The sequence below is a fragment of the Histidinibacterium lentulum genome, assembly GCF_003789055.1.
In the GTDB taxonomy this organism is placed as follows: domain Bacteria; phylum Pseudomonadota; class Alphaproteobacteria; order Rhodobacterales; family Rhodobacteraceae; genus Oceanicola; species Oceanicola lentulus.
In genome coordinates, this window is the sequence record NZ_ML119084.1 from 1 (window position 1) to 20,474 (window position 20,474).

Genomic DNA, 20,474 nt, shown 5'->3' on the forward strand with positions numbered 1-20,474 from the left:
GACATCCTCGCCCGGATCGGCGACCACAAGATCAACCGCCTCGACGACCTGCTGCCGTGGAACTGGGTGCCGCTCACTCAGGAGGACAAGGCCGTCGCCTGAGCTGCGGTCCTAACCGGCCGGTTACTGTCGGGGGACAGCGGTGACAGGAGCTCGAGCCGAGCGTTGCCAAGGTCGAACTGCACCAGCCTCACGCCCTGATCCGGTTTTTCGAGAACCGGGCCGGGTGACACCGCAAGGCGGTTCTGAAAGAGCGTCATCGCGGCTTCCAGATCCGGAACCGCGATGCCGACATGAGACAGGCCCACGATGGACATCAGCGCGATCTCCCGCTCCCGGAAGCAATCTGAGGCGACTTGCGCAGCACCTCGTCCGTATGCTCACCGAAGGTGGGCGGCGGGCGTCGGATGCCTGGCGGCGTACGCGACATCGAGAACGCTGGGCCGAGAAGCGAGAGCTCTCCAGCGCTCGGGTGGAGGATGGACCGGACCATGTCCAACGCGGCGCTCTGCGGGTCGGCCAGGGCCGCGCCCACGTCTCGCACGGCTCCACAGGGAATTGACGCCTCCCGGAGAATGTCGATCCAGTCCTCGACGCGGCGTGATACGATCACATCCGCAACCAGGCGATCGACGGTCTCCCGGTTCTCGACGCGCTGCGCGTTGGTGGCCATGGTCGGCTCCCGGCTCCAGTCGGGGTGCCCCGCGATGTCAGCAAACCGCGCGAACTGCTTGTCGTTGCCGATCGCAAGGGCAAGCTGGCCGTCGCTGGCAGCGTAGGTTCGATACGGGACGATGTTGGGATGACCATTGCCGTATCGGCCGGGCGGCTTGCCGGAGACCAGATAGTTCGAGGCCACATTCGCCAGAAGGGACAGGCCGGACTGGTACAGCGACACGGTCGCCTTCTGGCCTTGCCCGGACACGCTTCGCTCGTGGAGCGCTCCGAGCACCGCGATAGCGGCATAGAGACCGGTGGTGATGTCGACCATCGCAATGCCATGCTTGGTCGGGGCGCCCTCGGGGTCGCCCGTGATGCTCATGAGCCCGGTTTCGGCCTGCAGGACGAAGTCATATCCCGGTAGGTGCGATTTCGGGCCGGTCGGGCCGTAGCCCGTGATGGAGCAGTGGACGACGTGCGGGACCTCCCGTTCGAACCAGCTGTCGTCGAACCCCCACTTCGAGAGGGTGCCCAACTTGTAGTTCTCCACAAGAACATCGCAGTCACGGATCAGCGCTTCGAGCTCGATCCGGTCGTGATCCGTCGAGAGATCGAGCACGATACTGCGCTTGTTGCGGTTCACTCCGAGGAAGTAGGCGGCCTCGTCGCCGGCGTGGGGTGGCCCCCAGCCTCGGGTCTCGTCGCCGGACGGCGGCTCAACCTTCAAGACCTCGGCTCCCATGTCGCCGAGGATCATCGTGCACAGCGGTCCGGCGAGAACCCGCGTCAGATCCAGCACCTTCACTCCCTCGAGCGCGCTCATGTCGTGTCTCCTGAAAAGCTCCTGAAGGCTGTGGCGATTGCTGCAGAGGGCGGGTCGATCAGGTCGACGCGGTCCGCCTTCCGAACCGGCCAGCCCACATGTTCGACCGCGGCATCCTCCTCGATATCGGCGTAGTGGCCGACGAGGGTCATCTCGCCGTCCGGAAAACCGAATAGCGCTCGGTCCGTTGCGACGGCCTTGGGGCCATTTCCAAGACCAGTCGCTTCGCTCCGTCCTGCGACGTGTCCCGGGCTGGTGACGAAATCCACCTGGTTCACGAACCTCCTTGGTTCATGGGGCATCAGGATCAGGACGTCCCGCGCCAGTGCGGCAATGTCGTGTGCACCGCCAGAGCCGGGCAACCGCAGCTTCGGGGCCGAAGGATCCCCGATCACCGTGCTGTTAAGGTTGCCCAGCCGGTCGACCTGGGCACCCGATAGAAGTCCGATGTCGATCTCGCCCCGCTGGAGGGTTGCGAAGACGTCGAGCATGGAGCCGACCATCAGAGCACCGGCTGCCACGGAGGGTGAACCTGTCGAGAGCGGGAGCCTGGGCGGGTCGGCGCCCATGACACCGGATTCGAAGATCATGTCGATGTTCGCCGCGTGACTGCGACGGGCGAGCATTGCCGCACTGCACGGGGCACCGATGCCGACGAAGACACGGCACTCGTCGGGAATGAGCCTCGCTGCCATCCAGGCGAGACGCAGCGTCCGGTCGGTGGCCGAGGGGCTCATGCCGGAACTCCGGCTCCGCGCGCGCCGGACCGCAGGGCCGTCGGCACGAAGCGTGAGACGTAGCTCGCATGATCGGGGCATGCATGGATCGTCTCTTCGAGGAAGGTCCGAAGCTGTGCAACGTCGCGGGAGAGTTCGTCGAAGGCCATGTAGGCGTCGTCGTCCCGATCGTAGAGGCCGGTCATGTAGGAGGGGTGCGCACCGAGCGGTGTATGGCACACCGCGGCCACGCGGGCCGCCGGCAAGATGGTTCGGTCAGCCGTACGGCGTATTTCGGCCGGATCGACGATCTCCTCGACCGTGCAGACGATCCGCCTGGCGGCATTGGCACCCTCTAGGGTGTCGCCAGCAATCCCGAAGAGCTGCACGTTGCCGGCCTTGTCCGCGCGGTGGGCGTGAACGATCGCCACGTCCGGCGTCAGTGCGGAGACCGCGGTCATCTGCTCCCCGGTGAAGGGACAGAGCACCGGCTTGTGGGATCCTGGAGCCTGATTGGCGATCTCTCCGAGACCCAGCGACCGGGTGGGCAAGAAGGGGATCCCGAGAGCGCCCGCATGAAGGCGCAGGAGAAGCCCGAAATTACTCGTCTCCTCGATCTCGACGGAGCCATCGGCCACGGCCCGACGAAGAACATGGCTGATGCCGATGCCAGGATTGCCGAGCCAGCCGAAGATCGCTCCCTTCACGCAACCGCTCGCATGAAGGACGTCGAACAGGATGTCGGCACCGGTCCGGCAGAGGACGAGATCGCTCAGCCCCTGCCGGGCGATCTCGCGGGCAATCGCGAATGGTACTCCCTGGCCGAACCCGCCGACGAAGACGAGATCTCCATCGCGCACGTTCTGCCGGACCGCCTCCGGCAGTCCGACAAGCTTTGAGGATCCGTCCGAAGACACGCGTCAGGCCGACTTCGTCTGGTTGCGATCGTTGTAGAAGTCGTCGAGGTAGGTATCGAGCGCCTCCTTGTTGCGCCGTCGGAACTGCTGGAAGTCCGGTTTGCGCTTCTCGAGGAAGGCGTTCATGCCTTCGAGGCATTCCTCGGTCCCCCAGACGTTCGCCAGTAGCTCCATGCCCTGCTGCCAGGAGGCGTAGAGTTCGTCGGACTCGCTGTTGAGCGACTTCTTGGTCGCCCGGATCGTCTGGCTGCTGTGACCCTTGATCCGCTCACACCATGCCAGCGTTTCCTCGCGCAGCTTGGCCTTCGGGACGCACTTGTTGATGAGGCCCACGCTGACGGCCTCCTCTGCGGGGAACGTGCGGGCCAGAAAGATCATCTCGCGAGCGAGCCGCTCTCCGATGATCCGGGGAATGTACTGGGTCGCACCAACCGTCGGACAGGCGCCGACCTTTGCGCCGGTCTGGCCGAATACGGCATCCTCGGACGCGATCACGAGGTCGCACCACAGCGCCAGCTCGTGCCCTCCCCCCATGCACCAGCCGTTCACCATGGCGATCACGGGGATCGGAAGCCCGCGGATCGTCATCGCGAGACCGAGCATCCGGTCGTTCCACATATGGGCGTTGGCCCGGTTGAGCTTCATCATCGCCCCGAAATCGCCGCCGGCTGAGAAGGCATGGTCGCCAGCGCCCGTGACGACCGCGCATGCGATGGTCGGGTCCATGCGTGTTGCCGACAGGGCAGAAATCATTTCGTCGAGCGTCTGCTCGCGGAATGCATTGCGCACCTGGGGCCGGTTGATCGTGACCCAGGCCACGCCATCCTGAACTTCGTAGGTGATATCGCGGAATTTATCCGCACGGGCGGCGGCGACGCCTGGACTGATCTCGACGGTCACGGTGGTCCTCCATGTTTTCCAAGCCAGATTGGTGCAGTCGATGCCATGAGACAAACACCGTGTTTCTATGGTCGCGATGCCTCATCGGCATTGCCCGAGACATGGGTCGTCTCAGACCGCGTCGAGGGCCATGGCGAGGCCCTGACCCACGCCGATGCACATGGTCACAAGCGCCCGTCGGCGGCGTCCATGATGAAGCTCCAGCGCCGCAGTACCGGCCAGGCGGGCGCCAGACATGCCGAGAGGATGCCCCAGGGAAATAGCGCCTCCGTTCGGGTTCACCGCTTCGCCGTCAGCGGGAATGTCCAGATCGCGCAGCACGGCGAGAGCCTGGCTCGCAAAGGCTTCGTTCAACTCCACAAGGTCGAAGTCCTGAGGCGTGCGACCGAGGCGATGACAGAGCTTGCGGCTGGCGGGAACGGGTCCGATGCCCATGAGCCGCGGCGCGACCCCCGCCGCGGCTCCTCCTGCGATCCGCGCGATGGGCGTCAGCCCGTGGCGTCGTGCAGCCTCTTCGGAGGCGACGATCAGAACCGCTGCACCATCGTTCACCCCGGAGGAATTGCCCGCAGTCACGGTGCCATTCTTCCGGAACGGGGTGGGAAGTGCGGAGAGGGCCGACAGGCTGGTCTCGCGCGGATGTTCGTCCCGGTCCACCTTTAGCGGATCGCCTTTCCGCTGCGGGACCTCGACCGGAACGATTTCCTGTCTCAACCGGCCGGATTTCATCGCCGCCGCGGTCTTCTCCTGGCTTCGCAGGGCGAACGCGTCCTGATCGGCCCGGGAAATTGCGTAGGTCTCTGCAACGTTTTCCGCTGTCTCCGGCATGGAGTCCGTACCATGGGCTGCCTTGATGGCTGGATTCATCAGGCGCCAGCCGATGGTCGTGTCATGTATTTCGGCCTGCCTCGAGTAGGCCGACGGTGCCTTCGGCACCACGAAGGGCGCTCGGCTCATCGACTCGACACCGCCGGCAAGCATCAGCTCCGCTTCGCCGGCCCAGATTGCGTGGGCCGCGATGAGTACCGCGTCGAGGCCGGACGCACAAAGGCGATTGACGGTCGTACCCGGTACGCTCTCGGGCAATCCGGCGAGGAGAAGGCTCATCCGCGCCACGTTTCGATTGTCCTCGCCTGCCTGGTTGGCGTTCCCGAGGACAACATCGTCGATCTGGGCAGGATCAAGGTCCGGCGTCTGGCGCAGAAGGCTCGCGATCAAATGGGCCGCGAGATCATCGGGCCTGACGGAAGCCAGAGCTCCGCCGTAGCGGCCGATCGGCGTTCGAAGATAGCCGCAAATGAATGCGTCGGGTCTGTCGGGCATGGAATGCACTTCAGGTCGCGATCGCGACCGGCTGGCCCGTCCGTACCGACTCCTCGATCGCCAAGGTCACGGCAAGATTGGTCCGGGCTTGTTCGGCAGACGTGTGAACCGGGGACCGCCGGCCGCTCGCCAGACCGTCGAGCCAGGCACGGGTCTCGTTGGCCAAGGGCCCCCAGAAATCCCCGACCGCCCAGTCGCCTGCTGTGTTGCTCCCGAGGAATGCCATGTTCACGGCGTGGTCCGGAACGTAGGCATGGGGCACGCCGACGTCGGAGAAGATCATGTGATCGAGGTGGTCGTCATCGACCATCATTGCCCCCTCACGTCCCAGGATCTCGACCCTGTCGGATTGCCCGAGGGTCGGATACCGCTCGGGAAGGGCGTAGCTGATACCCAAGGAGAAGATCGCCCCGTCCCGCAGCGTGACGATGACCCAGGTCAGGTCATCGGCGCCGAAACCTGCATCTGCGAAGACCCCCTTCTTTCCTCGTGCGACAACCTCGACCGGGGGATTGCCCTCCGTGAACCAGCACATCAGGTCGACGTAGTAGGTCAGCACGTCCACCACGGGCGTGGCATGGGGGTCGCGCTTGAGGATCGAGAAGGCCTGCGCTCGTGAGTTGTAGACTCGCGCCATCCCACCGGTGATCACGCCCAGCCGGCCGTGGTTCAGCTGCTCCTTGCTCCGCAGGAAGCATTCCTTGAAGCGGCGGCTGTAGCCGACACGCAGATCGCCACCGGTCTCGGCAAGCGCCGCGAGTATCCTATCTGCGTCTTCCAGCGACATCGCGATGGGCTTCTCGACGAGAACGGGCTTTCCCAGTTCCAGCGCCTTCAGCACCGGTGCGACGTGATCGTCCTCGGGCGTCGACACGATGACCGCGTGGACGTCCTCCCGGGCGATCAGGTCGTCGTTTGATCCGGTGGCGAAATCGCCATTCACGCGCGCCCGCAGCGCCTCCGCCCTCTCGGGGTCCTTGTCGGAGACGCCGAGAAACCCGACCCCGGGATGACGGGAGGCCATCTCTGCCCGCAGCGCGCCGATGCGGCCCGAGCCTACCACCGCCACGCCGAGCGGGCCGCCACTGTTGCTCTTCATGCGATCTTCTCCTTGAGTGTCCCTGCAGCCCTCGTCGACAGCCCCCGCAGAGCATGCGGCGAGATCAGGCGGCTCATGTTTTCGCCGAGGATGGCGCGTTTCTCGCGTACCGAGAGATGCGGGTTGCCGAGGACGGCGCCCACCGGGTCCGGCGAGGCCATGTCGGCCGGGTAGTCGCTGCCCAGCAGGACCTGCCGCTCGCCCACCAGATCGATGAGCGCTCGCAGTGCGAGATCGCTGTGGGTCAGGCTGTCGAAGTGGAACTGGCGGAGGTAATCGGATGGCAGTCGGGATATCTGGGCCTGGCATTCCTTGCGGACCCGCCAGCCGTGATCCCAGCGGCCCACGTTGCCGCAGCAATATCCGCCTCCATGGGCGAGACAGGCGCGCAGCCCCGGCAACCGCTCCACGACACCGCCGAAGATGAGGGCCGCGGCGGCGGCTGTCGTCTCCAGTGGGTTTCCGATGAGGTTGCGCAGGTGGTATCGTGTCAGCCAGTCCTCCGCCCGCCCGCGCGCGGGATGGAAGAAGACGAAAGAGCCAAGGTCGGCGGCCCGTTCGAGGACGGGAAAGAGTTCGGGATCGTCCCAGTCGCGCCCAGCGATGTTGGTGCCGACCATAACACCGGGAAATCCGAGTTCGCCGACGCAGCGCTCCAGTTCAGCAAGGCTTGCGGACACGTCCTGGAGTGGCAGGTAGCCGAGGCCCAGGTACCTGTCGGGCCGGAGTTCGACCATCTCCGCCAAGGCGTCGTTCGCCGCGGCGGCGAAACCGGGGGCGCTTTGCGGGTCGGCCGAATACCAGTGCATCGTCGGACTGAGAGAGACCATCTGCACGTCGACGTTCAGCCCGGACATGACGCCCGTCCTTTCCTCGGCCGTCTCCAGGGGCAGTTGCCAGGGCAGCGCCATCTGGCGCCCTCCTGCCGCGGAGAACATCCGACCGGCCTGGGTCTTGCCGAAAGTGATACCGTACCAGTCTTCGCCAAGCTCGGCGGCTTCGACAATGGCCGGCGGCACGAAATGGGCGTGCATGTCGATGACCGGCACAAGGGCGTTTGCGGCTTCGGGTTGCGTCATGACTGATCTCCCAGCGTCATACCTTGCCGGGCCCGGTTCAGCTCCCGTTTGCGAAAACGGAGGCTCCGGACCACGCCGATGATCACGATGCCGAGGGTTATCAGCAGGATGGTCGCGGTGATGGGACGGGTGAAAAAGGCGACGAAGCTGCCGTCCACGAGATTCAGGCCGAGACGCAGGCTGCGCTCCAATTCGCCGCCGAGAACGAAGGCGAGGGCAGCCGCGGCGGTCGAATAGCCGTAGCGGAGCATGAAATAGCCGATGACCCCCGCCGTGAACATCACCACAAGGTCGAAGACGCGGCCGTTCAGGGAGTAGACGCCCAGCACGACCGTCGCCAGGGACAGGATCAGCACCACGGTCCGCGACATGTGCACGGCCTTCAGCATCAGGGAGGCCATGTACCAGCCGAGCAGCAGCAGCACGATGGAGGCCGCGAGCATCCCCCCGATCGCGGCATAGAAGAGGTCGGGGGTCTGCCGGATCATCATCGGCCCCGGCACGAAGCCCTGCACCGTCAGGGCGCTCAGGAGCATGACCATCGACGTGCTGCCGGGCACGCCGAGCCCGAGGGTCGGGATGAGTTCACCGGAATTCGAGGCGTTCTGCGCGGAATCGGTTGCGGCGAGGGCTTCGACCGACCCCTTGCCGAATTTCTCCGGTTCCTTCGACATCATCCGGGCCTGCTGGTAGGCCAGCAGGGCCGCTGGCGTCGCCCCGGCGCCGGGCACCGCCCCTACGAAGGTTCCCAAGACGGTGCCTCCGAGCGTCGCGGGGATCGCGGGCTTGAGCTTCGACAGCGGTGGAAACGCGCGGCTCCGCTTGTCGTCCTCGGCGCCGCCCCAGTTGAAGACCTGCCGGGAGGACCGGAAGAGCTCGCTGACGGCGAGAAGACCGATCAGCACGGCCATCGTGTCGAAGCCATTCCGCAGGATCATGATGTCGAAGGTGTAGCGGGTGGTCAGATTGACCGAATCGAGGCCCACCAGCGCGATCAGCAGTCCGAAGGCGGCGGCGACGAGACCCTTGAGCATGTTCGCGCCGGTCAGGCTGATGATCGCCAGGATACCGAGGACATAGAGCGCGAAAAGCTCGGGAAACAGGAAGCTGTAGGCGAGGTCCATCAGCGGCACGACGAGCAGAATGAAGAGCAGGATGCTGATGACCTGCCCGCTCACCGAGGCCATGAAGGCCGTGGCCAGCGCGAGTCCGCCTTCGCCGCGCTTGTGCATCTGATGGCCGTCGAGGACGGTCAGCACTGCGGCGGGAGTTCCTGGTATGCCCATGAGGATCGCCGGGATCGAGTTACCGTAGCCGACACCGACGCTGATCGAGAGCAGGAAGGCGACAGCATGCACCGGGTCCAGCGCAAAGGTGAAAGGCAGGACCATGCCGTAGAGCAGGGTCGTTCCCATGCCGGGCATGCCGCCGCCGATCACGCCGATGATCGTGCCGCCGATCACGAAGAACCACAGCCAGATGTCGCTGAGCTGTGACACTCCGCCTATGAGGGGGCCCAGAAAATCCACGTCAGGTCCTTTCGCGGCTCAATAGAGTCCGAGTGTCCGGAACCACTCCTCGAGCGGTCCGAGCGGAAGCCGTACGCTGAGGAACTGTGCGAAGATCAGATAGCTTCCGATCGTCCACAGCACCGCGCAACTGACAACGACGCCCGGGCGGCGCTCCTGCATGACGACGAGGGCCGTCGCGACGAAGAGAGGTGTGGCCAGAAGATAGCCGAGCGGCACGATCAGCAGGATGTAGGCGAGGGTCGCGCCCATGACCGAGGCCGCCCGCAGCGCAGAGGCCGGATGCCCGGCTTCATCGGGCGTCCCCTCTGCCGGGGCGAGATATCTTTCGTCCCGCCGCAGATCACGCAGGCGGCGGAGTGCGAGAACTCCGCCGCCCAGAGTGATCATGGCACCGAGGGCGTAGGGAAAGCTGCTCGAGCCAATCGCATCCTTGTAGATGGCCTGCTCGATCCTGAACGCCCCGTAGAGGATGAAGAGCCCGAGAAGCACGACGCCAAGGGAGACGCCAAGATCCCGCCGAGTATCCATGATGTCGTTCCTCCCGAGCTTCTCCGTCAGTCGCCCCAGTAGGCTCCGAGGTCGCGCATGATCGGCAGGGTCTCGTTATACGCAGTCTCCGCCACGGCACGCGTTTCCGCCGGACCGAGGATCCGCAGCTGAAGTCCCGGAACCTGGTTGCGCTGCTCGCGGAACTCCTCGTTCTGCGACGCGCGCGTGAAGAGCTCTTCGAGCCAAGCCCGGTTCTCCTCGGGAACGTCAGGCGAGACGGCGATGCCACGGACCTGTCCCCATGGATCGCCTTCCATGCCAAGGTCCTGCGCGTTGGGTATGTCGGCCCAGGGCTCGGGCGGCGCCTGGTCGCCACTCATCATCAGGACGTCGACACGTCCCCCGTCGTAATGCGGGATGATCAGGTCGGGCGGAGAGACCGTCACGTCGCCTTCGCCCGAAGCCACGGTCAGGGCCCTTTCCGAGCCGCCGCCGCCGATGATCGTGTTGACCTCAAGGCCGAGCCTGCGCAGGTACCACTGCATCGCCGCATCCTGGGCTCCGCCAATTCCGCCGGAGATATAGCGGATTTCACCAGGGTTCGCCTCCGCATGGGCGATGAAGTCCTGAATCGTATCGCCCCACGGCGCATCCGCGCGCTGATGAATGAAGTACGGAAGCACCTCGGTGGAGACGACGAAGTTAAGATCGTCGAGACCGACACCGAGCACCGTTTCCATGTCGACGACCAGCAGGTCGACCACGGAACCGGGCACCGTGTAGACGATCGAGGTGTAGCCCTCGTCGCCGCGCTCACCCAGACCCATGAGCCAGACGAGAGCCTCCCAGGTTCCGAAGTTGGAGAAGTCCTGGCGGTGCTCGACGCGGATCGGCACCGGCGAGAGCGCTTCGGCAGCCTCGACCAGCTGGTTGGTATAGATACTGTCGGCCGATCCGGGCTCGTCGACGACGACGATGGTAAGGGCCTGGTTCGGGAACCCGCTTTCCAGCGGCTCCATCGGCTCGGCCTCTTGAGCGAAACCAGCCGAAGCGCCAAGAGCAGTCGCCGCTGCCGCTGCCGCGGCCGCTGCAAGCATCTTTATGTGGTAAGCCATTTTTTCCTCCCTAGTGGTCTCGCACTGCGATGCGATGCGAGCTGAGGCCACAATCTCAACACAGCATGGCCACACGGAGGAGCCTACGGAGGCGTCAGCACCTCCGCCAACATCAATACCCTATTGGATCGATGCCGAAACGGCATGCCTCGAGACGACGCCGTCCGCAAGCTTTCGACTATGGGGCTCCGCAGACTTCGAGGCCGCCGTCCATCAGCGCCGAAGCCTCGAGCTGCCATTCAGCCGGGACTTCGGCACCGATGGCGCTCGCCCGCCTTTATTGATACGGTCGGTCCACCTTGACGCTTCCCGCTTCTGCGGGGGGCGTGGCTCTATGTTTGCCGATGTGGTCTGATCGGATGGCTCGTGGGCAGCGACGCCGATGTTGTCGACGCCGATCATCCTAGCAGCACCGACGTCGAGGAGGACCCGGTCATGACGGATCCTCCCGCGCCTCGCGGACGGTTTCTCGCGGCAGCAGCAGCAGGTTCCGGTTTATCCGGCTCTGTCCAAAGGTTGCCACCGTTGCTGGAAGACTAGTTACTTGTAACTAAAAGGTTTTGCTGCCTTGACTAAATCCCCGCCGGAGGCGGTCCCGGAAGCGACGCGGCGCGTCGTCGGGGCAGGGCATTCCGCAGCCCGCCGCAAGGAGGAAGCGCCGGAAAGGACGCCGACGGATCGCCCGTCTCCCCGCGTTCAGCCAGTGGCGCGGGCGAGAGCCTCGCCGGCGGGGCAGAGGTCGACCCACTCGGTGGGGTGATCCTCGTAGCCGAGCTTGACGAGCGCCGCGCCGTGGCGCTCGGCGTAGATCTCGGCGATCTCGCGGGGGAGCTGGCTGCGCCAGTCGGTGACGCGGCTGGCGGTGACGTGCCGCTGCTGGCGCCAGGTACGGTTCTCGGGCGTGGCGAGCCCGCCGAAAAGGGAATTGTCCCAGTAGGTCTTCACCGCATGGTCGATGTCGAGGCCCTCGATGGCAAACTCCTCGAGCACGGAGCGGAAGAGGGAGCAGTCCTCGTCCTCGATCAGGTCCTCGTAGCGCAGTTCGCGGGCGCGGGGATTGCCCCAGGGCCATTTCAGCATTTCCGAGAGCGTCGTGGCGTGCTTGTTCTCCATCTCGAAGATCAGTCGCGCGGTGTCGTCGGGAAGGCTGTTGAGGTAGCTCTTGTAGTTGAGGCCGCCCCATTCCTCGCGCGGTGTGCGGAGGAATTTCTCGTTCGCGACCGGGGCCTTGCGGTGATAGCGCATCCCCGACAGCAGCACGTCGCGCGGATCCCGGATGATGTGGATGAAGCGCGCGTGGGCCATCTCCATGAGCTTCGGAGGGAAGGTCGACGCCCAGTTGACGATGATCTGCGGCCCGGTCTCGGCCGCCTGGGCCAGCTTCTGCCAGCGGTAGCACTGCATGAGCGGGATGTTCTGTTCGGCGGCGATGACGTGCCAGACCTTGCGCATCCAGATCGTGCCGGTCTTGTGGTGGGTGCCGATGCAGATGAAGCGGGCGGGATCGTTCATGCCGCGGGCTCCTGCTGGGCCTTGGGGAAGATGCCGGTGTCGATGAAGGTGCGGTAGTCCGCGACCTGAAGCTGGTAGTCGAGCACGCGTCGGGCGCAGTCCTTGCAGGCGCGTGTGAGGGCGGCCAGATCGGGATCCGCGAGCCACTGCTCCATGATCGGGCGGATGCCGGCGGTGGGGATCGAGGCGTCCGGCACGGTGTTGATGTCGTATTTGTCCCAGTAGTCTATGTCGATTCTGTCCTTGTTCTTGGAATTGGCGGTGCCGCGCAGGCGCTTGAGCAGGAAATCCTCGCGGCTCTTGATGGCGTAGTGGTTCATCTGGGCGTGGCTGTAGCCCACGGTCTCGGGGCGGGAACGCCAGCCCTTGGCGAGGATATGCTCCCCGAGTTCGCGGCCGGACCCGTTCACCCATTTGACCATGCCGGGGGTCAGTTCCTTTTCCTTGCGCCATTTCGGGCGGTGGACGCCGAAGAAGTCGAATTTCTGCGGCCGGAACAGGGTCTTGAAGCCCCAGACGAGGCCGTTCTCGGGCTGTTCGAAGCTGGAGCCGCGGGTGAAGCGCTCTGTCACGAGGGCGTCGAAATCGGCATGGGCGGCGCCGCCCGATCCCATCAGGCGCCAGTTCAGGGAGATCGCGTCGGCGTCGGGGGTGGCGGCGATCAGGTCGTCGAGCTTGCGCTCTCCGACGTGGATGTTGAGGAATTCGTCGGCATCGGCCACGAGGATCCATTCGGCCGCGCGCACGTCCTTCATCCGTGCGGCGCGGGAATAGGCGGCGCGCTGGGGGTCCATGCGGGGGCCGAGCGGGTTGTCGTAGTGATTCAGGACGCCCATCGCCTCGAGCCGGTTGAGCATGAGGTTCGAGCCGTCGGTACAGTCGTTGGAGAAGATCACGAAGCCGTCGAAGCCGATCGAGCGGTAGTAGGCCAGCCATTCGAGCAGATAGGGGCCCTCGTTCTTCATGGTGGAGACGACGATCCTTCTCATGGCTCGTCCTTCCGGCCCGGACCCTCGTCCGTCGCGGCGGGTGGAGCAGGGACCGGCGCGACGGTGTCCGGATCGCTGGAGATGCCCTCGGAGGCGGAGACCGTCGCCTCCGCGACGATGCGCTCGAGGGGCGGGGCGGGCGTGTCGAGGCTGACGCGGGCGGTCTTGGGCGGTTTCGGGGTCCCGGGCTGAAGCTGCGGCACACCGAGGGCACGGGCCTCGGGGGTGTCGGCGAAGGGGTTGTCGAAGGTCATGGCGCGTTTGGTGGCGGCGTCGCGGGCCTCCGCGGTGGCCTCGGGCGGGACATCGTTGGGGCGGATACCCGCGGCCTCGAGCAGGGCGCTCCGGGTCTCGCCCTTCTTGGCGGTCTGGGTGTCGGCGATCATCCGGGCGATGGTCTTGTCGGGCACGCCCCGGGCCTGGAGCTCCTTGACCTTCTCCTGCCATTTCTTCGGCAGGTGCTGGATGAAGAGCACCTCGTCGAGCTGGTCGAGCGTCACCTCGGAGGCCTGCCTGAGCTCTTCGAGCCAGTGATCGTATTCGCCCGTCGCACGCAGCTTCGCCACGCGGGCCTCGTGGAACGCCGTCGCCTCGTCCTGCAGTTTGCGCATCACCGGGTCGGACAGGATCTCGGCCATCTTCTTCTTCGTGCCGTTGACATGGCGCTGGACGTTCGTCGCCTCGATCTCGTTGCGGTCGAAGAGGGCGAAATAGGCGGCGTTGTACTTGTCTTCCTTGTTGTTGACGTTGCCCCGCACGCGCCGGAGCAGATAGGCCTCGTAGCTCTTCACGGCGTAGTGGTTCATCTCGGCGAGCTTGTAGCCCAGCGTTGGTTTCGTCGAGCGCCAGCCGGAGAGGGAGAACTCGTCGGGCATCGGATCTCCGGAGCCGTTGACCCAGAGCTGGTCGAAGAGGAACTTCGCGTTCTCCGCGTCCTGGCGGGCCTTCTTGATCGTGGGCCGGTGGATGCCGAGCTTGATGTCGCGGAAGGGCTTGAAGAGCGTCTTCACACCCCAGCCCTTCTTGAACTTGTCGGGCGCGGCGCGGGTGTAGCTTTCGGTGACGAGACCCGGGTTCCAGGCGGTGATCCCGGACGAGCCGAAGAAGCGCCAGGTGATCGCCATGGCCTGCGCCTCGGGCGGGATGCGTTCGACGAGGTCACCGATCCTGCCGCGGCCACACTTGATCGAGAGGAACTCGTCCGCATCCATCACCAGCACCCAGTCGCTGTCCATGACGGCGGGATTGGCCGTGGCCAGCGCCAAAGCGTTCGGTTGGGGTTTCTTGTCCGGGGGCACGTCATTGCGGAAGTGCCGGACCCAGCCCATTTCCTCCAGCCGGATCAGCATGTCGTCGGTGCCGTCCGAGCAGTCGTTGGTGTAGACGCAGATGTTGTCGAAGCCGAGATGCCGGTGATAGGCGACCCATTCCACCAGGGAATGGCCCTCGTCCTTCATCATCGACAGGATCGTGTAGGTATGTCTGGGGCTCATCCCCCGCTCCCCGGGCCGGCGGCCCTCATGCTGAAACTGCTCTCACGGCCCTTCTGGACCTTCTTGTTCCGGTGACCGGTTCCGCGCATTCCGCAAGAAAGCCGGTGCGGTTCGGCCGGAGCATACGGACGCAAGGTAAAAAGTCTACGGATACGGGCCTTTCGGAGGGGAACGGCGGGCCGTCTGTGACGTTTGTCAGACGGTCCGCCTCGGCGGGGCCGGGGCGGTTGCGTCTTGACCCTGACGCAGGGCGTGCTTTGTGTCCCCTACGCGAGACACCATTCAATAAAACCGAGGGAGACCCCCATGGCTTTCGAACTTCCCGACCTTCCCTATGCCCATGACGCGCTTGCCGGGAAGGGCATGAGCAAGGAGACGCTCGAGTACCATCACGACATCCACCACAAGGCCTATGTCGACAACGGCAACAAGGCCGTGGCCGGCACCGAGTGGGAGGGCAAGTCGGTCGAAGAGATCATCAAGGGCACCTACGATCCGAATGCGGTCGCCCAGAACGGCATTTTCAACAACGCCTCGCAGTTCTGGAACCACAACCAGTTCTGGGAAATGATGACGCCCGACACCGTCGGCATGCCCAGCGAGCTGGAAAGCGCGCTTACCGAGAGCTTCGGCTCGGTCGATGCATTCAAGGACGCGTTCAAGGCGGCGGGCGCAGGGCAGTTCGGCTCCGGCTGGTGCTGGCTGGTGAAGGACACCGACGGGTCGCTGAAGGTGACCAAGACCGAGAACGGCGTGAACCCGCTCTGCTTCGGCCAGACCGCGCTTCTGGGCTGCGACGTGTGGGAGCATTCCTACTACATCGACTTCCGCAACAAGCGGCCGGCCTATCTCGACAATTTCCTTGAGCACCTCGTGAACTGGGAGAATGTCGCCAGCCGGATGTGAGGCTGCGGGCACGACAGCGACAGGAGGGCCCCGGGCGAATGTCCGGGGCTTTTTCGTGGGGCGCGGGCCGGGCTGAAGCCCCGCCAGCGGGAACGGGGTGCGGGCCTTCGCGGTCGGGGAACAGGGCGCGGGGCGGGAAGGTTGTCCTCTCGACTGACGAAAGGAGGTTCCGATGGCGGAACGGCACAGGTCCAAGGACGGCCGCAAGGAAACCGAAGCGTTCACCGACCGCGAGGACATGCCCGGGCAATCGGGCCGGGCGCAGGGCCGGGAAGAACGCGACGTGGGTACGCGGGACGAGGAGAAGCAGGCCGTGAAGGGCGGCGGCGCGACCCGCGTCACGAAGGAGGACGAGGAAGGCGAGGGCAACCTCGGCGGGCATCACGGCACCGACGGAGGGAAGAGCTGACATGGCGGGACTGACACAGGACACCTGGGTGCTGGTCGCCGACGGCGAGAAGGCGCTCTTTCTCAAGAACCTTACCGATGCCGAGGACCCCAATCTGGAGGTCGTGGGCAAGGAGGAGCAGGAGAACCCCAAGGACACCGACCAGGGCACCGACCGGCCCGGGCGGATGCAGGACACGGGCGTGCAGCAGCGCTCGGCCATGGAGGAGACCGACTGGCACCAGCTGGCGAAGGACCGTTTTGCCGACGATCTCGCGGAGCTGCTCTACGAGATGGCGCACCGGCACAGGTTCGAGCGGATCGTGCTCGTCGCCTCGCCGCGCGTCCTGGGAGAGATCCGCGACAAGATGCACAAGGAGGTGGCGGACCGCGTCGTGGGCGAGGTGCCGAAGACGCTGACGAACCATCCGGTGCGGGAGATCGAGACGATCGTGAAGCGGGAGCTCGCCGGGGCCTGAGCGGCTTGCCAATCGGCGCGGGGCGTGTCCAAGGGGGCGCATGTCGGACAACCTGCGCGGAATCGGAGCGATGGTCGGCGCCTGCCTCATCTGGGGGTTGTCGCCGCTCTACTATGATCTCCTGACGGGGGTGACCCCGGGCGAGGTGCTGGCCTATCGCACGCTCTGGTCCTTCGCCTTCTTCGCGGGAGTGCTGGCTCTACAGGGGCGGCTCGGCAAGCTGCGCGAGGCGCTCGGCGCGCCGAAGCGGGCCGGGCTGATCCTGCTGTCCGGCCTCTTCATCGGGTCGAACTGGTTCGGCTTCATCTTCGCCGTCCACAACGACCGGGCGCTGGAGGCCTCGCTGGGCTACTATGTCTTTCCGCTGATGGCGGTGCTGCTGGGGCGGGTCGTCTTCGGCGAGCGGCTGGCGTGGCTGCAGTGGCTGGCGGTGGGCCTCGCCGCGGCGGCGGTGAGCGTGCTGACGCTGGGCTTGGGCGTGCCGCCGTGGATCTCGCTGCTGCTCGCGGTCACCTTTTCGGTCTACGGGCTCCTGAAGAAGCGGCTGCCCGCCGGGCCGGTGGTGTCGGTCACTGCGGAGGTGGTCCTGCTGTCGCCGATCGCGGTGGTCTGGATCTGGGCGCGGGGGACCGGGCCGGAACTGTGGGAGCACGGGCTGCTGGCCCTGTCGGGGCCGCTGACGGCGACGCCGCTGATCCTCTTCTCCTATGCCGCGAAGCGCGCCAAGCTCTCGACCGTGGGGCTGGTGCAGTATCTGAATCCCACTCTGCAGTTCTTCGTCGCGGTCCTGATATTCTCCGAGCCGTTCACGCTCTGGCACGGTATCGCCTTTCCGGCGATCTGGGTGGCGCTGGCGCTCTATTCCGTGTCGGCGGTGGCTCAGGACAGGTCGGCGCGGAGGGCGGCCTCGAGCGAGGCCACGTCCCGGACGGCGATCACGTAGTCGCGCAACTCCGCCCCGGCGAAGCCTTCGGCGATCACATGGTCGATCAGGGCCGTGACCGGGCCGAAATAGCCTTCGATATCCACGAGGAGGATCGGCTTGCCGTGGAGCCCGAGCTGGCGCCAGGTCAGCACCTCGAAGAGTTCGTCGAGCGACCCCGCGCCGCCGGGCAGCAGCACGATGGCCTCGGCGTTCATGAACATCACCTTCTTGCGCTCGTGCATCGTTTCGGTGACGACGTAGCGCCCGGTTTCGGTGGCCACGCGCTCGCGCGGGATCAGGTGGGTGGGGATCACGCCGAACGTCTGCCCGCCCGACTCGATGGCCGCGGAGGCCACGGCGCCCATGAGACCCACGTCCCCCGCGCCGTAGACCAGCCGCCAGCCGTTGCGGGCGAGCATCCGGCCGGTCTCAAGGGCAGCTTCCCTGTAGGCGGGCCGGCTGCCCTCTCGGGAGCCGCAGTAGACGCAGACGGAACGGGTGGGGCTGGTCATCGGGCCTCCGTGCGGAAATGGCTCTGTTCGGGTGCTTTGACCGCACATAGCCCGCTTGCTATTGTCGCTCAACGTCGGGAACGCTACGGCATCCCCGGGGGACCCGGGATACAGGGTGGCTGCTGCCATGGCCTTGCCGATCTGGAAGATAGTCGCGCTCGGAACAGGAGGCGCGGTCGCGGTCGCCGGAGTGGTGATCGCAGTGGATCCCGATATTCTTGCGCGGCTCCGGGGAGAGCCTGCGGTGGTCGCTGCACCGCCGGGGGAGCAGGAGGCCGCAACGCCGGCCGACACGGTGCCCACCGATGCGGCCGCCTCCGTCGCAGGGAGCGAAGAGCCCGCCTCCACGGGGACGGACGAACCGGGACAGGGCGGGTCCGCCGGTTTCCCGTCCTTCGACGTCGTGCGGATCGAGCCCGATGGCGGCGGTCTCGTGGCGGGGCAGGCGGAGCCGGGAGAGACCGTGGCGCTCGTCCTCGACGGAATGGAGACGCTGCGGGTGGACAGCGATGCGCAGGGGCGGTTCGTGGCGTTTCTGGACCTCGAGCCGTCCACGGCGCCGCGCACCCTGGCCCTGCTCGCTGATCCCGACGGCGCGGCGCGGCGGTCGGACGAGACCGTGATCGTTTCGCCGTTCGGCGCGCCGGAGGTCGGAGGCGATGCGGTCGCCTCGCTCGCGGGGAGTTCTGCGCCAGAGGGTGGAGATGTGGCGTCGGTGGCGCCCGATGTGCCGGAAGCCGAAGACGATGCGGTGGCCTCGCTCACGGGGAGTTCTGCGTCCGGGGGTGGAGATGTGGCGTCGGTGACGCCCGATACGCCGGATGCCGGGGGCGCTGCGGTCGCCTCGCTCGCGGGAAGCGCCGCGCCGGAGGGTGGAGATGTGGCGTCGGTGGCGCCTGGTGCGTCGGAGGCCGGGGGCGATGCGGTCGCCTCGCTCGCGGGGAGCGCCGCGCCGGAGGGTGGAGATGTGGCGTCGGTGGCGCCCGATGTGCCGGAGGCCGGGGGCGATGCGGTGGCCTCGCTCGCGGGAAGCGCCGCGCCCGGGGGCGGAGATGTGGCGTCGGTGGCGCCTGGTGCGTCGGAGGCCGGCGGCGATGCGGTCGCCTCGCTCGCGGGAAGTGCCGCGCCCGGGGGTGGAGATGTGGCGTCGGTGGCGCCCGATGCGCCGGAGGCCGGGGGCGATGCGGTGGCCTCGCTCGCGGGGAGTTCTGCGCCGGAGGCCCGGGACCTGGTCGCGGCGCCGCCAGATGCGCCGGGGGCGGGCTGGGAGGATCTCGCCCTGGCGGAGCCCGAGGCCGAGGGGACCGCGCCCGTAGCGCCCGGTTCGCCTGTGGGATCGGCGACGCCCGGTGATGCGCCTGTCGCGCCGGTGCAGGCCGGGGAGGCGGACAGCACTGCATCGGCGGAGATGGCCGCCGCGGACCTGCCGGAGGAGCCCGAGGCGCTCGCCGTGGCTCCTGACGGACCGGAGCCGGGCCCGGTGCAGGACGGCGCGACGTCTGCGCTCATTGACGAGGACGGCGCGCCGGAGCGGGTGCTCGACCGCCTGACCTCCGCGGAACAGATGGGCGAGGCGCCGGTCAACCCGGAGGAGACCGCTACGATTTCCGGCATCACGACGGAAGACCCATCCGCCCCGACCGCTGCGGATCGGGTTGCGGGGGTCGGTGACGTGTCGGAGGCGGACGGGGCGACTGATCCGTCGGAGGCTTCGGCGGGGCGGGGGGCTCCGGCGGTGGCGGAAGTGGACCTGCTGGACGAGGCCCCCGCACTTTCCGCTCCCGAGCCCGCGACCGCGCAGGTCGAGGGGCCGGCGGAGGGAGCCGCGCCCGAGCGGGTGGCGGCCGCGGATCTGCCCGAGGCCGCGGAGCCCGGCGTTCAGCCGGAACCCGACCGGACGACCGCGCCCGCGCCCGATGGCAGCGGGATCGTCCCGCCCGAGGAGGTGACCGTGCCCGCAGAGGCCCCGGCCCCGGAGGCGCCCGCCGCGGCGCCTTCGGTCATGGTCGCGGACAGCGAAGGCGTGCGGATCCTGCAGCCGGCGACGGGCGGCGAGGCCGCGCCGGACGTGATGTCGAACGTGGCGCTCGATACCATCACCTATGACCCCGAGGGCGAGGTGCTGTTGGGCGGGCGCGCGGCCTCTGGAGGGTTCGTCCAGGTCTATATCGACAATGCGCCCGTCAGTTCGTCCCGGATCGCCGAGGACGGACAGTGGCGGCTGGAACTGCCCGAGATCGACACCGGCGTCTACACGCTGCGGGTCGACGAGGTGGATGCGGGCGGCGAGGTCCTGAGCCGGATCGAGACGCCGTTCCGCCGGGAGGCGCCCGAGACCATCGCGCGGGTCATGGCGGAGGAGACGAGCCGCGCCGGGTTCTCCGTCGCGGTGCGGACCGTCCAGCCGGGGAACACGCTCTGGGCCATCGCGGAGGAGCGCTATGGCGAAGGCATCCTCTATGTCCGGGTCTTCGAAGCCAACCGCGACCTGATCCGCGATCCGGATCTGATTTACCCCGGCCAGGTCTTTCGCCTGCCCTCGGGCGAGGATGGCTGAAGGCAGGATTTCGCCCGCCTTGCCTGACCTAACGGACCTTCGGGAACCGGATTTGTGCCCG

20 protein-coding genes are annotated in these 20,474 nt (G+C 66.6%); 5 read left to right on the forward strand and 15 right to left on the reverse strand.

Translation table 11 applies throughout. The annotated features are described in order from the left end of the window. Positions 1-77: 77 nt before the first annotated feature. The 14 genes from EAT49_RS08225 to EAT49_RS08290 form a co-directional block, all read right to left on the reverse strand. Positions 78-317: a VOC family protein gene (locus tag EAT49_RS08225; RefSeq protein WP_123641841.1), complete on the reverse strand. Its 240-nt coding sequence runs from the start codon at positions 315-317 to the stop codon at positions 78-80. Next, positions 317-1,483 (reverse strand): CaiB/BaiF CoA transferase family protein, encoded by a 1,167-nt coding sequence (locus EAT49_RS08230; protein ID WP_123641842.1) that lies wholly within the window; start codon positions 1,481-1,483, stop codon positions 317-319. Before EAT49_RS08230 ends, EAT49_RS08225 begins: the two co-directional genes overlap by 1 nt. After that, positions 1,480-2,220: a CoA-transferase subunit beta gene (locus tag EAT49_RS08235; protein WP_221181449.1), complete on the reverse strand. Its 741-nt coding sequence runs from the start codon at positions 2,218-2,220 to the stop codon at positions 1,480-1,482. Before EAT49_RS08235 ends, EAT49_RS08230 begins: the two co-directional genes overlap by 4 nt. Next, the gene (locus EAT49_RS08240) at positions 2,217-3,116 is read right to left on the reverse strand and encodes a CoA transferase subunit A (protein WP_123641843.1); all 900 of its coding nucleotides are present in this window, start codon (positions 3,114-3,116) and stop codon (positions 2,217-2,219) included. Before EAT49_RS08240 ends, EAT49_RS08235 begins: the two co-directional genes overlap by 4 nt. 3 nt (positions 3,117-3,119) lie before the next feature. Then, entirely contained in the window at positions 3,120-4,016 is an 897-nt protein-coding gene (locus tag EAT49_RS08245; protein ID WP_185020699.1) for an enoyl-CoA hydratase-related protein, read from the reverse strand. A 111-nt stretch (positions 4,017-4,127) separates the two neighbouring features. Then, a complete protein-coding gene (gene pcaF, locus EAT49_RS08250; RefSeq protein ID WP_123641845.1) occupies positions 4,128-5,339 on the reverse strand; it encodes a 3-oxoadipyl-CoA thiolase in 1,212 nt (403 codons plus the stop codon). Positions 5,340-5,349: 10 nt separating this feature from the next. Next, positions 5,350-6,438, reverse strand: a complete 1,089-nt coding sequence (locus EAT49_RS08255) for a Gfo/Idh/MocA family protein (protein WP_123641846.1) — start codon at positions 6,436-6,438, stop codon at positions 5,350-5,352. After that, positions 6,435-7,517 (reverse strand): amidohydrolase family protein, encoded by a 1,083-nt coding sequence (locus tag EAT49_RS08260; RefSeq protein ID WP_123641847.1) that lies wholly within the window; start codon positions 7,515-7,517, stop codon positions 6,435-6,437. Before EAT49_RS08260 ends, EAT49_RS08255 begins: the two co-directional genes overlap by 4 nt. Further along, positions 7,514-9,016, reverse strand: coding sequence for a tripartite tricarboxylate transporter permease (locus EAT49_RS08265; RefSeq protein ID WP_123641848.1), 1,503 nt, complete (start codon positions 9,014-9,016; stop codon positions 7,514-7,516). The genes EAT49_RS08260 and EAT49_RS08265 overlap by 4 nt, the downstream gene beginning before the upstream one ends. A gap of 48 nt (positions 9,017-9,064) precedes the next feature. Then, positions 9,065-9,577, reverse strand: coding sequence for a tripartite tricarboxylate transporter TctB family protein (locus EAT49_RS08270; protein ID WP_123641849.1), 513 nt, complete (start codon positions 9,575-9,577; stop codon positions 9,065-9,067). Between the two features lie 26 nt (positions 9,578-9,603). Beyond that, entirely contained in the window at positions 9,604-10,653 is a 1,050-nt protein-coding gene (locus EAT49_RS08275) for a tripartite tricarboxylate transporter substrate-binding protein (RefSeq protein WP_123641850.1), read from the reverse strand. 696 nt (positions 10,654-11,349) lie between these two features. Next, positions 11,350-12,165, reverse strand: coding sequence for a sulfotransferase domain-containing protein (locus EAT49_RS08280; RefSeq protein ID WP_123641851.1), 816 nt, complete (start codon positions 12,163-12,165; stop codon positions 11,350-11,352). Beyond that, the gene (locus EAT49_RS08285) at positions 12,162-13,154 is read right to left on the reverse strand and encodes a glycosyltransferase family 2 protein (RefSeq protein ID WP_123641852.1); all 993 of its coding nucleotides are present in this window, start codon (positions 13,152-13,154) and stop codon (positions 12,162-12,164) included. Before EAT49_RS08285 ends, EAT49_RS08280 begins: the two co-directional genes overlap by 4 nt. Further along, positions 13,151-14,647 carry a glycosyltransferase family 2 protein gene (locus EAT49_RS08290; RefSeq protein WP_123641853.1) on the reverse strand — a complete coding sequence of 499 codons (1,497 nt, stop codon included), beginning with the start codon at positions 14,645-14,647 and terminating at the stop codon, positions 13,151-13,153. The genes EAT49_RS08285 and EAT49_RS08290 overlap by 4 nt, the downstream gene beginning before the upstream one ends. 306 nt (positions 14,648-14,953) lie before the next feature. Between EAT49_RS08290 and EAT49_RS08295 the strand changes: the two genes are divergently transcribed. The 4 genes from EAT49_RS08295 (at position 14,954) to rarD (ending at position 17,362) form a co-directional block, all read left to right on the forward strand. Beyond that, a complete protein-coding gene (locus EAT49_RS08295) occupies positions 14,954-15,553 on the forward strand; it encodes a superoxide dismutase (protein ID WP_123641854.1) in 600 nt (199 codons plus the stop codon). Positions 15,554-15,725: 172 nt separating this feature from the next. Then, on the forward strand, positions 15,726-15,962 hold the full coding sequence (locus tag EAT49_RS08300; protein ID WP_123641855.1) for a hypothetical protein: 237 nt from the start codon (positions 15,726-15,728) through the stop codon (positions 15,960-15,962). 1 nt (position 15,963) lies between these two features. Then, positions 15,964-16,419, forward strand: a complete 456-nt coding sequence (locus tag EAT49_RS08305) for a host attachment family protein (protein ID WP_123641856.1) — start codon at positions 15,964-15,966, stop codon at positions 16,417-16,419. Between the two features lie 40 nt (positions 16,420-16,459). Continuing rightward, positions 16,460-17,362: an EamA family transporter RarD gene (gene rarD, locus EAT49_RS08310; RefSeq protein WP_123641857.1), complete on the forward strand. Its 903-nt coding sequence runs from the start codon at positions 16,460-16,462 to the stop codon at positions 17,360-17,362. On the opposite strand, the gene EAT49_RS08315 is transcribed toward rarD, so the two are convergent. Next, the gene (locus tag EAT49_RS08315; RefSeq protein WP_123641858.1) at positions 17,299-17,856 is read right to left on the reverse strand and encodes an LOG family protein; all 558 of its coding nucleotides are present in this window, start codon (positions 17,854-17,856) and stop codon (positions 17,299-17,301) included. The genes rarD and EAT49_RS08315 overlap by 64 nt on opposite strands. Positions 17,857-17,971: 115 nt before the next feature. Between EAT49_RS08315 and EAT49_RS21520 the strand changes: the two genes are divergently transcribed. After that, positions 17,972-20,413 carry a LysM peptidoglycan-binding domain-containing protein gene (locus EAT49_RS21520; protein WP_246003801.1) on the forward strand — a complete coding sequence of 814 codons (2,442 nt, stop codon included), beginning with the start codon at positions 17,972-17,974 and terminating at the stop codon, positions 20,411-20,413. The last annotated feature ends 61 nt before the right edge of the window (positions 20,414-20,474 follow it).

Excerpts from the sequence above, each read along its gene's own strand:
- EAT49_RS08225 (WP_123641841.1), bottom strand. The coding sequence starts at position 317 with ATGTCCATCGTGGGCCTGTCTCATGTCGGCATCGCGGTTCCGGATCTG.
- EAT49_RS08230 (WP_123641842.1), bottom strand. The coding sequence starts at position 1,483 with ATGAGCGCGCTCGAGGGAGTGAAGGTGCTGGATCTGACGCGGGTTCTC.
- EAT49_RS08235 (WP_221181449.1), bottom strand. The coding sequence starts at position 2,220 with ATGAGCCCCTCGGCCACCGACCGGACGCTGCGTCTCGCCTGGATGGCA.
- pcaF (WP_123641845.1), bottom strand. The coding sequence starts at position 5,339 with ATGCCCGACAGACCCGACGCATTCATTTGCGGCTATCTTCGAACGCCG.
- EAT49_RS08255 (WP_123641846.1), bottom strand. The coding sequence starts at position 6,438 with ATGAAGAGCAACAGTGGCGGCCCGCTCGGCGTGGCGGTGGTAGGCTCG.
- EAT49_RS08260 (WP_123641847.1), bottom strand. The coding sequence starts at position 7,517 with ATGACGCAACCCGAAGCCGCAAACGCCCTTGTGCCGGTCATCGACATG.
- EAT49_RS08270 (WP_123641849.1), bottom strand. The coding sequence starts at position 9,577 with ATGGATACTCGGCGGGATCTTGGCGTCTCCCTTGGCGTCGTGCTTCTC.
- EAT49_RS08275 (WP_123641850.1), bottom strand. The coding sequence starts at position 10,653 with ATGGCTTACCACATAAAGATGCTTGCAGCGGCCGCGGCAGCGGCAGCG.
- EAT49_RS08280 (WP_123641851.1), bottom strand. The coding sequence starts at position 12,165 with ATGAACGATCCCGCCCGCTTCATCTGCATCGGCACCCACCACAAGACC.
- EAT49_RS08285 (WP_123641852.1), bottom strand. The coding sequence starts at position 13,154 with ATGAGAAGGATCGTCGTCTCCACCATGAAGAACGAGGGCCCCTATCTG.
- EAT49_RS08290 (WP_123641853.1), bottom strand. The coding sequence starts at position 14,647 with ATGAGCCCCAGACATACCTACACGATCCTGTCGATGATGAAGGACGAG.
- EAT49_RS08295 (WP_123641854.1), top strand. The coding sequence starts at position 14,954 with ATGGCTTTCGAACTTCCCGACCTTCCCTATGCCCATGACGCGCTTGCC.
- EAT49_RS08300 (WP_123641855.1), top strand. The coding sequence starts at position 15,726 with ATGGCGGAACGGCACAGGTCCAAGGACGGCCGCAAGGAAACCGAAGCG.
- EAT49_RS08305 (WP_123641856.1), top strand. The coding sequence starts at position 15,964 with ATGGCGGGACTGACACAGGACACCTGGGTGCTGGTCGCCGACGGCGAG.
- rarD (WP_123641857.1), top strand. The coding sequence starts at position 16,460 with ATGTCGGACAACCTGCGCGGAATCGGAGCGATGGTCGGCGCCTGCCTC.
- EAT49_RS08315 (WP_123641858.1), bottom strand. The coding sequence starts at position 17,856 with ATGACCAGCCCCACCCGTTCCGTCTGCGTCTACTGCGGCTCCCGAGAG.